Raw genomic sequence first — 7,760 nt, 5'->3', positions numbered from 1 at the left:
GGCGGGGGAGCCGTAGCGGAGGCGGCGCAGGTGACCGGTAAGCGGGCGCCGAACGCGAGGCCGGGCACGCGCAGCGGCGGCAGCGCCCGGGTGAGCAGGGCGGTCAGGAACCACAGGGCCGCCTCGCCGCGGGCGAGCAGCGCCGACGCCAGCAGGGCCGCCCACAGGTGCGCGAACAGCATGCCGGGCGCGAGGCCGAGGGCGTGGGTGATCAGGCCGTGCCCGGTGTGGTCCGCGCCGGTGCCGAGGACGCCGAGGGCGGGTTCGCCCGAACCCTGGAACACCAGGTGCAGGAGGATCTGCACGCAGGCCATGACGGCGAAGATGTCGCCGAACCCGCGCATCGTGCGGGTGAAGTACCACAGCAGGGGGAACAGGACCGCGGTCGCCGCGGCCAGGCCCCCGAGTGAGGCGGGCGCGGCGGCCCACAGGTTGTGCCCGCCCCAGGCAAGGCCCGTGCACGCAGCGGCCAGCAGGGCCGTGCGCAGGAGGCGGAGTGTGCCGTGGGCGGGTCGCACGAGAAAGAACCTAAGCCGTGTCCCGGAGGGCCGCAAGATCCTCTGGGGACGGCGGACGCGCGGCCCGGGCGGACCGGCGCCGGGCGCGGTCGTCCGGGCCGCGGACGGGGCGGGTTCGGACCGGGGACGGTTCGAGGGGGCCGGGCCGCCGGGCGGGCCGAGGCCCTCCGGCGGTCCCCGTCGCCCTCGTCAGTGACGACCGGCCGGGACGAGTTCGCGGCGCATGTAGCGGCGCTCCTCGGGGGTGGTCCCACCCCAGACTCCGTGAGCCTCTCCCGCCCGCAGGGCCCACCGCAGGCACTCTTGGCGAACAGTACAGCTGCGGCAGACGGCGATGGCCTGCTCGGTGTCGGCGCGCCCGATCCCGGTGCTGCTCACCGGAAAGAAGATCTCCGGGTCCTGCGAGCGGCAGTTGCCCTGCAGGACCCAGTCCTCGCTCTCGTGGTACAGGCGGTTCACGGGCGCCTCCGATCCGTGGCTGGTGGTCCCTGTCCCCGTGCCGTGTCACCACGGCCGGACCAGGGGGCTCCTCCGCCCCACCGCCCACGGGTGATCGACCCGGGAACCGCGGCGCGGCGATGCGACCAATTGTAGTACGACTCAACGTAGTACTACACGGAGTCTGCTCGAAAAGACCGGAAATCTCAAGGGCGTTTCCGGGGTGCGGGCCGCCCTCCCGAGGGCGCGCCCCGGGTGGGCCCGGCTTTCGCGCTCCCCTGTCCCACGCGGCCGCGCCGAAGGTCGCGCCCTGCCGGGTGTCGGCGTTTCGGGTGTGCCGCCGGTCCTTTTCGGCGTAGCGTGTGGTGCGCCTGCGGAGCCTCCGAGTGACGTTATGTCGCGAGCTTTCCACCGGATTCATGTGACTTAACGCACGCTTAATATTGCTCCGCGAGGATCTGTGTTTGACCCTGACGGCTGCCGGTCCCCCGAGCGCCGGCGCCCGGCCTCCCCGGCGGCGCCCCGGGCCCTCTCCCCTCGGCCGCGGCGCCGAACCCCCTGTTGGGCGGGGCGTGGGGCCGTGCCCCGTCCGCTTCCGGGCGACACCCGAAAGGCCAGGTCAGGGCTTTGAGGCGCTGCTAAATAAACGGGCCATACCCGTGAGCGCTCTGCCCAAACATTCGCGAACGGCCTCCGCGAAATGTCATTGACATTCGTTCGCTAAGTTCGATCGACGTGCCACATCTACGAACGAACCTCCAAGCACGCGACCGGACTGACACCGGGGCCACGGCCCCAGGCGCCGCGGGCCGTGGAGGCGTGCGCCTGTCGCACCCGTCCCCGGAGGACGGACCGCACATGTGGCGGCTGGCGCGGGAGAACGGCATGGACGCCAACTCCCCGTACGCCTACGCGCTCTGGTGCCGGGACTTCGCCACGACCAGCGTCGTCGCCCGCGGCGACGATGGCCGTGTCGCGGCCTACGTCACCGGCTACGTGCGGCCCGACGACCCCGACACGTACTTCCTCTGGCAGGTCGCCGTCGACTCCGCCTACCGCGGACAGGGACTGGCCCGCCGGATGCTCGACTTCGTCGGTGACCGGATCACCGACCGCGGCCTGCGCTACCTCGAAGCGACCGTCACCGCCGACAACACCGCTTCCCGCGCCCTGTTCGCCTCGTTCGCCAGGGACCGAGAGGCCGAGGCAGTGTGGAGTCCGCTCTTCACCGGGGAACACTTCCCCCAGGAGGACACCCCCCACGACCCCGAGGACCTCGTACGCATCGGACCTCTCGGAGCCGGGCCCGGAGCATGACCGACCGTCCGCACCGGACCCGTTCGACCCACCCCGTCGCCCAAGCCATGAGCCCACGAACCTGGGATAAAGGAACCGAGGAACACACGATGGAGACCTTCCAGCGCCTGGAGTCCGAAGTCCGCGGATACTGCCGGAACTGGCCGGTCGTGTTCGACCGGGCCGTCGGTAGCCACGTCTACTCCGAGGACGGCAAGCCCTACCTCGACTTCTTCGCGGGGGCGGGGTCGCTCAACTACGGGCACAACAACCCCGAGCTGAAGACCTCGCTCATCGAGTACCTGACCGACGACAAGATCGTGCACAGCCTCGACGCCTACAGCGTGGCCAAACGCGAGTTCCTGGAAACCTTCGAGGAGATCATCCTCAAACCCCGGGGCCTCGACTACAAGGTCCAGTTCCCCGGACCCGCGGGCAACAACGCGGTCGAGGCCGCGCTCAAGCTGGCCCGCAAGTACACCGGTCGCGAGACCATCGTCAACTTCACCAACGGCTTCCACGGCATGACGCTGGGCGCCCTGGCCGTCACCGGAAACTCGATGAAGCGCGGCGGCGCGGGCGTGCCGCTGGGCCACGTCGCCACGATGCCTTTCGACAACTACCTGGACGGCAAGACCCCGGACTTCCTGTGGCTGCGCAGCCTGCTGGACGACAGCGGCAGCGGCCTGGACAAGCCCGCCGCCGTCATCGTCGAGACGGTTCAGGGCGAGGGCGGCATCAACGCAGCCAGCGCCCAGTGGCTGCGCGAGCTCTCGGACCTGTGCCGCGAGTACGAGATCCTGATGATCGTCGACGACATCCAGATGGGCTGCGGCCGCACCGGCGACTTCTTCAGCTTCGAGGAGGCCGGGATCACCCCGGACATCGTCACGCTGTCCAAGTCCATCAGCGGCTACGGCCTGCCCATGGCCCTCACCCTGTTCAAGCGCGAGCTGGACGTTTGGGAGCCGGGCGAGCACAACGGCACCTTCCGCGGGTTCAACCCGGCCATGGTGACCGCCGTCGAGGCCCTGCGCCGCTACTGGAGCGACTCGGCCTTCTCCGACTCCGTCAAGGCCAAGGGCGACATGGTCGCCGCCCGCCTGGCCGAGATGGCCGCCGAGCACGCCGAGTTCGGTGCGCACGTGCGCGGCCGCGGCCTGGCCCGGGGCCTGGCCTTCGAGCAGACCGACATCGCCAAGAAGGTCGCCGCAGAGGCCTTCGAGCGGGGTCTGCTCCTGGAGACCTCCGGCCCCGAGGACGAGGTGGCCAAACTCCTGCCGCCGCTCACGGCGAGCGAGGAGGAACTCACGGCCGACCTTGACATCATGGCTGACGCGGCCCGCGCCGCGGCCAAGGCGGCCCAGCCCGCCTAGGGACTCCCACAGGGGGATTTCCACACCACACGGTGCGGGGCCGGGCGGCGACCCTCGGGACGTCGTCCGGCCCCTCCCTGTGTGCCGTACCACCACAGGAGCGCTCAGAGCGCGTAGAGGGGGAGCACAGTGATCGTTCGCAGTATGGACGAGGTCAACGACACCGACGCCGACATCAAGACGGAGAACTGGCGCAGCCGTCGGATCGTCCTGGCCAAGGACAGGGTCGGCTTCTCCTTCCACGAGACCGTCCTGTACGCGGGCACCGAGTCGACCTTCTGGTACGCCAACCACGTCGAGCTCGTGCACTGCATCGAGGGCGAGGCCGAGCTGACCAACGAGGAGACCGGGGAGAAGCACGTCATCACGCCGGGCACCCTCTACCTGCTCGACGGCCACGAGAAGCACACCGTCCGCCCCAAGACGGACTTCCGCGTGCTGTGCGTGTTCAACCCGCCCGTCACCGGGCGCGAGGTGCACGACGAGAACGGCGTCTACCCCCTCGTCGTAGAGGAAGGCGCCTGATCCCAGGACTGCCAGACCACGCGGGCGGGGCCGGTCGGCCCCGCCCGTTCGTGTTCGCGGAAGGCGCCACCGGAGTGTCGCGCGGGCGGCGCCCCAGGGTGACGGACAATCGGACCCAAAGTCACGAGCACCAGGTGACCCGCCCTGAACAGGTCAAAGGCCGGATCACTCCCAGACTGCACGTGAATAACCAGTGCATAACGGACTAATCGGGTCCCGTTACTGCCGGTCCTGCCCGGGGAGGGAGAACCCCGTACTCGTGCCGCCGCACCCTGTCCCGGGCGGTGGCCCCAGCCGCGGCCCGGAGCCGCGCACCGCCCACACCAGGCATTCCGATCCGAATGCGCGGCGCCGTCGTCCAGCCAGGCGAGGGCGCCGCTCCCGCGAGTCTTTCGAGGAGCAGTCGTGAAGAAGCAGGTAACCGCAGTACGCAGAGGAGCCTGGGGCCGCCGTGACGCACTCCGCCTGGGAGGAGTGGGGCTGGCCACCCTCGGCCTGGCCGCCTGCACCCGCGTCGACGGCGGAGGCGGCGGGGAGGGGGAGGAGGGCGCCTCGACCCTGGACCGGCTCCGCGAGCAGGGCTTCGTGGCAGTCGGTCTCGCCAACGAGATCCCCTTCGGCTTCGTCGACGACTCCGGCAACCCGGCCGGTCAGTCCCCCGCTGTGGCCAAGGCGGTCTTCGAGGAGCTGGGCGTCCCCGAGATCCAGGCCTCTTCGGTGAACTGGGACGGGCTCATCCCCGGCCTGAACGCGAACCGCTTCGACGTCATCGCCGCAGGCATGTTCATCACCCCTGAGCGCTGCGGTCAGGTCGCCTTCAGCGAGCCCACCGCCACCTCGCCCGAGGCTTTTCTGGTGGCCGAGGGCAACCCGGAGAACATCCAGCACTTCACGGACTTCGCTGAGAACCCCGACCTCGTGCTCGCGGTCCTCAACGGCTCGGTCGAGCAGACCTACGCCGAGTACTTCGAGGTCCCCGAGAACCAGATGGAGCTCATCCCCAACCAGACCGCGGGCTACGAGCTGCTGGAGGCCGGGCGCGTGGACGCGATGTCCATGCTGAGCGTGTCCCACACCTACCTCCTCCAGGACCGGGGCGGCCCCTTCGAGGTCACCGAGCCCTTCTTCCCCGAGATCGACGGCCAGGAGGAGAAGGGCTGGGGCGGGCTGTGCTTCCGCCAGCAGGACACCCAGCTCCTGGAGGAGGTCAACCGGGTGATCGCCGAGTTCAAGGAGAGCGGGCGCCTCCTGGAACTGGGCGAGGAGTGGGGCTTCACCGAGGCGGACCTGCCCGACGACACGACCACCGCCGAACTCTGCGAGGGATGAACCCGCAGTGGACTTCCTGATCCAGCGGCTACCGCTCTACGCCGAGGGCGCATGGGTCACCATCCAGCTCACCCTCGGGGGCATCGCGCTGGCCTTCGTCCTCGCCATGTTCTTCGGGATCATGGGGACGATCCGCCACTGGCTCCCACGGGCCGTCGCCACGGTCTACGTGGAGGTGTTCCGGGGCATCGCCGCCCTGGTGCTGATGTTCTGGATGGCGTTCGCCCTGCCCCAGCTCACCGGTTTCCAACTGGCCGACACCTTCGCCGCGATCCTCGCCGTGGGCCTCAACCTGGGCGCCTACGGGGCCGAGGTCGTGCGCTCTTCCATCAACGCCGTTCCCAAGCCGCAGGTAGAGGCCACCGTCGCGCTCAACCTCTCCTGGTTCCAGCGCACGCGCCTGGTCGTGCTGCCCCAGGCCTGGGCCCAGATGCTGCCCACGTTCGGCAACCTCAACATCGAGCTGATGAAGGCCACCGCGGTGTCCTACCTGATCGGTGTGGCCGATCTGACGGCCGTGGCGCAGAACATGCGCCAGGCCACGGGTGAGACGGTGGTCGCCTTCATCGGGGCCTTCGTCCTCTACTACCTGATCGCGCAGGTGCTCATCCTCGGCATGCGACTGCTCGAACGCCGTGCCAACCGCAAGCTCGGCCGTGCCGCTCCGGGCGGCGGAGGCCTGCTGTCCCTCCTGCGGCCCCCGGCCGTCGACGCGAAGGCGGGGGTGGCCAAGTGATGTTCTGGGACTTCGAGTGGACCTTCGAGGTCATGCCCGACCTGCTGGCCGGGCTGTGGGTGACCGTCCAGGTCACCGTCCTGGGCTACCTGATCGCGCTGGTCCTGGGCCTGGCGATCGCCATCGCCCGCCGGACGCCGGTCCTCGGCTCCGTCCTGCACGCGGTCATGGAGTTCGTCCGAACTACCCCGCTGATCATCCAGCTCGTGTTCGTCTTCCTCCTGACCCCGGCGGAGATCTCCGCGATGACCGTGGGCGTCGTCGTGATCGGCGTTCACTACGCGGCCTACACCGCCGAGGTCTACCGCTCGGGCATCGAGGGCGTGGCCAAGGGGCAGTGGGAGGCGGCCCGGGCGCTGAGCCTGCCTACCAGCCGCACCTGGGGCGCCGTCGTGCTGCCGCAGGCGATCCGCAAGACCATCCCGGCACTGGGCAACTACCTCATCGCGATGTTCAAGGACACGCCGCTGCTGCTGGCGATCAGTGTGCCCGAGCTGCTCACCGAGGCACAGCAGGTCGGCAGCGCGGACTTCCGCATCGTCGAGGCCTACACCCTGGTCGGGATCCTGTTCCTGCTCGTCAGCGTCCCGTCCGCCATCCTCATCCGACGACTGGAGCGACGCTATGCCGCCGTCTGACACCCCCGTGAACGAAGAGCCCCAGGGTGTCGGCAGCGGCCCCCGGGACGAGTCCCTGATCGTCTTCGACGACGTGGTGAAGCGCTTCGGCGACCTCACGGTGCTCGACCACCTGAACTTCGCCGTCGCCCCCGGCGAGCGGGTCACGCTCATCGGCCCCAGCGGTTCGGGCAAGACCACCATCCTGCGCCTGCTGATGACCCTGGAGAAGGTCACCGAGGGAGTCATCTGGGTGGCCGGCGAGCCCTTCAGCCACATGCGCAAGGGATCGGGCCTGATCCGGGCGAACGAGTCCTACCTGCGCGCGCGCCGCAAGCGCATCGGCATGGTGTTCCAGCAGTTCAACCTGTTCCCGAACATGACCGTCCGGCAGAACATCACCGAGGCTCCCGTGCACGTGCTGGGCACCCCCAAGGGCGAGGCCAACGCCAAGGCCGAGGAACTGCTGGAGCTGGTCGGGCTCGGCGACAAGATCGACGCCCACCCGACCCAGCTCTCGGGCGGCCAGCAGCAGCGCGTGGCGATCGCCCGCGCGCTGGCCATGCAGCCGGAGATCCTGCTTCTGGACGAGGTCACCTCGGCCCTGGACCCGGAGCTGGTGGCCGGGGTCCTGGACGTGCTGCGCGAGGTCGCCGAGACCACGGACATCACGATGCTGTGCGTGACGCACGAGATGGCCTTCGCGCGCGACGTGTCGCACCGGGTGCTCATGTTCGACCAGGGCCAGATCGCCGAGGAGGGCACGCCGGAGCAGATCTTCGGCGACCCCAAGGAGGAGCGCACCAAGTCCTTCCTCCGCTCGGTGCTCGACAACGGTTTCTGAGAGGGCTTTCCGCACTCGCTCACGGCCGGGGCCGCTCCTTCGGGAGCGGCCCCTCGGCGTGACGGGACATGTCGAGGCGAG

General features: G+C 69.6%; 8 protein-coding genes and 1 pseudogene. 7 read left to right on the top strand and 2 right to left on the bottom strand.

What is annotated here, in order from left to right; genetic code table 11:
* A pseudogene (locus ABD54_RS13560) lies at nucleotides 1-518 on the bottom strand (copper resistance protein CopC); the annotation flags it as partial.
* Between the two features lie 189 nt (nucleotides 519-707).
* Entirely contained in the window at nucleotides 708-977 is a 270-nt protein-coding gene (locus ABD54_RS13555) for a WhiB family transcriptional regulator (RefSeq protein ID WP_013156198.1), read from the bottom strand.
* Between the two features lie 798 nt (nucleotides 978-1,775).
* On the opposite strand from ABD54_RS13555, the gene ectA reads away from it, so the two are divergent.
* The 7 genes from ectA to ehuA all read left to right on the top strand — a co-directional run bounded on the left by ectA (nucleotide 1,776) and on the right by ehuA (nucleotide 7,679).
* Nucleotides 1,776-2,273 (top strand): diaminobutyrate acetyltransferase, encoded by a 498-nt coding sequence (gene ectA / locus ABD54_RS13550; RefSeq protein ID WP_082166809.1) that lies wholly within the window; start codon nucleotides 1,776-1,778, stop codon nucleotides 2,271-2,273.
* 89 nt (nucleotides 2,274-2,362) lie between these two features.
* Nucleotides 2,363-3,628 carry a diaminobutyrate--2-oxoglutarate transaminase gene (gene ectB, locus ABD54_RS13545; RefSeq protein WP_047869836.1) on the top strand — a complete coding sequence of 422 codons (1,266 nt, stop codon included), beginning with the start codon at nucleotides 2,363-2,365 and terminating at the stop codon, nucleotides 3,626-3,628.
* 129 nt (nucleotides 3,629-3,757) lie between these two features.
* Entirely contained in the window at nucleotides 3,758-4,153 is a 396-nt protein-coding gene (locus ABD54_RS13540; protein WP_047869835.1) for an ectoine synthase, read from the top strand.
* Nucleotides 4,154-4,627: 474 nt separating this feature from the next.
* Complete coding sequence (ehuB, locus tag ABD54_RS13535) at nucleotides 4,628-5,482, top strand: ectoine/hydroxyectoine ABC transporter substrate-binding protein EhuB (RefSeq protein WP_047869834.1); 855 nt, start codon at nucleotides 4,628-4,630, stop codon at nucleotides 5,480-5,482.
* 7 nt (nucleotides 5,483-5,489) lie between these two features.
* Entirely contained in the window at nucleotides 5,490-6,218 is a 729-nt protein-coding gene (gene ehuC, locus ABD54_RS13530; RefSeq protein WP_047869833.1) for an ectoine/hydroxyectoine ABC transporter permease subunit EhuC, read from the top strand.
* Entirely contained in the window at nucleotides 6,218-6,856 is a 639-nt protein-coding gene (ehuD, locus tag ABD54_RS13525; RefSeq protein ID WP_047869832.1) for an ectoine/hydroxyectoine ABC transporter permease subunit EhuD, read from the top strand. Before ehuC ends, ehuD begins: the two co-directional genes overlap by 1 nt.
* Nucleotides 6,843-7,679, top strand: a complete 837-nt coding sequence (gene ehuA / locus ABD54_RS13520; RefSeq protein ID WP_047869831.1) for an ectoine/hydroxyectoine ABC transporter ATP-binding protein EhuA — start codon at nucleotides 6,843-6,845, stop codon at nucleotides 7,677-7,679. Before ehuD ends, ehuA begins: the two co-directional genes overlap by 14 nt.
* The last annotated feature ends 81 nt before the right edge of the window (nucleotides 7,680-7,760 follow it).

It is taken from the genome of Nocardiopsis sp. RV163 (assembly GCF_001029525.1).
GTDB classification, from domain to species: Bacteria; Actinomycetota; Actinomycetes; order Streptosporangiales; family Streptosporangiaceae; genus Nocardiopsis; species Nocardiopsis dassonvillei.
This window is presented reverse-complemented; position numbering and strand designations above follow the sequence as displayed.

Excerpts from the sequence above, each read along its gene's own strand:
- ectB (WP_047869836.1), top strand. The coding sequence starts at position 2,363 with ATGGAGACCTTCCAGCGCCTGGAGTCCGAAGTCCGCGGATACTGCCGG.
- ehuD (WP_047869832.1), top strand. The coding sequence starts at position 6,218 with ATGTTCTGGGACTTCGAGTGGACCTTCGAGGTCATGCCCGACCTGCTG.
- ehuA (WP_047869831.1), top strand. The coding sequence starts at position 6,843 with ATGCCGCCGTCTGACACCCCCGTGAACGAAGAGCCCCAGGGTGTCGGC.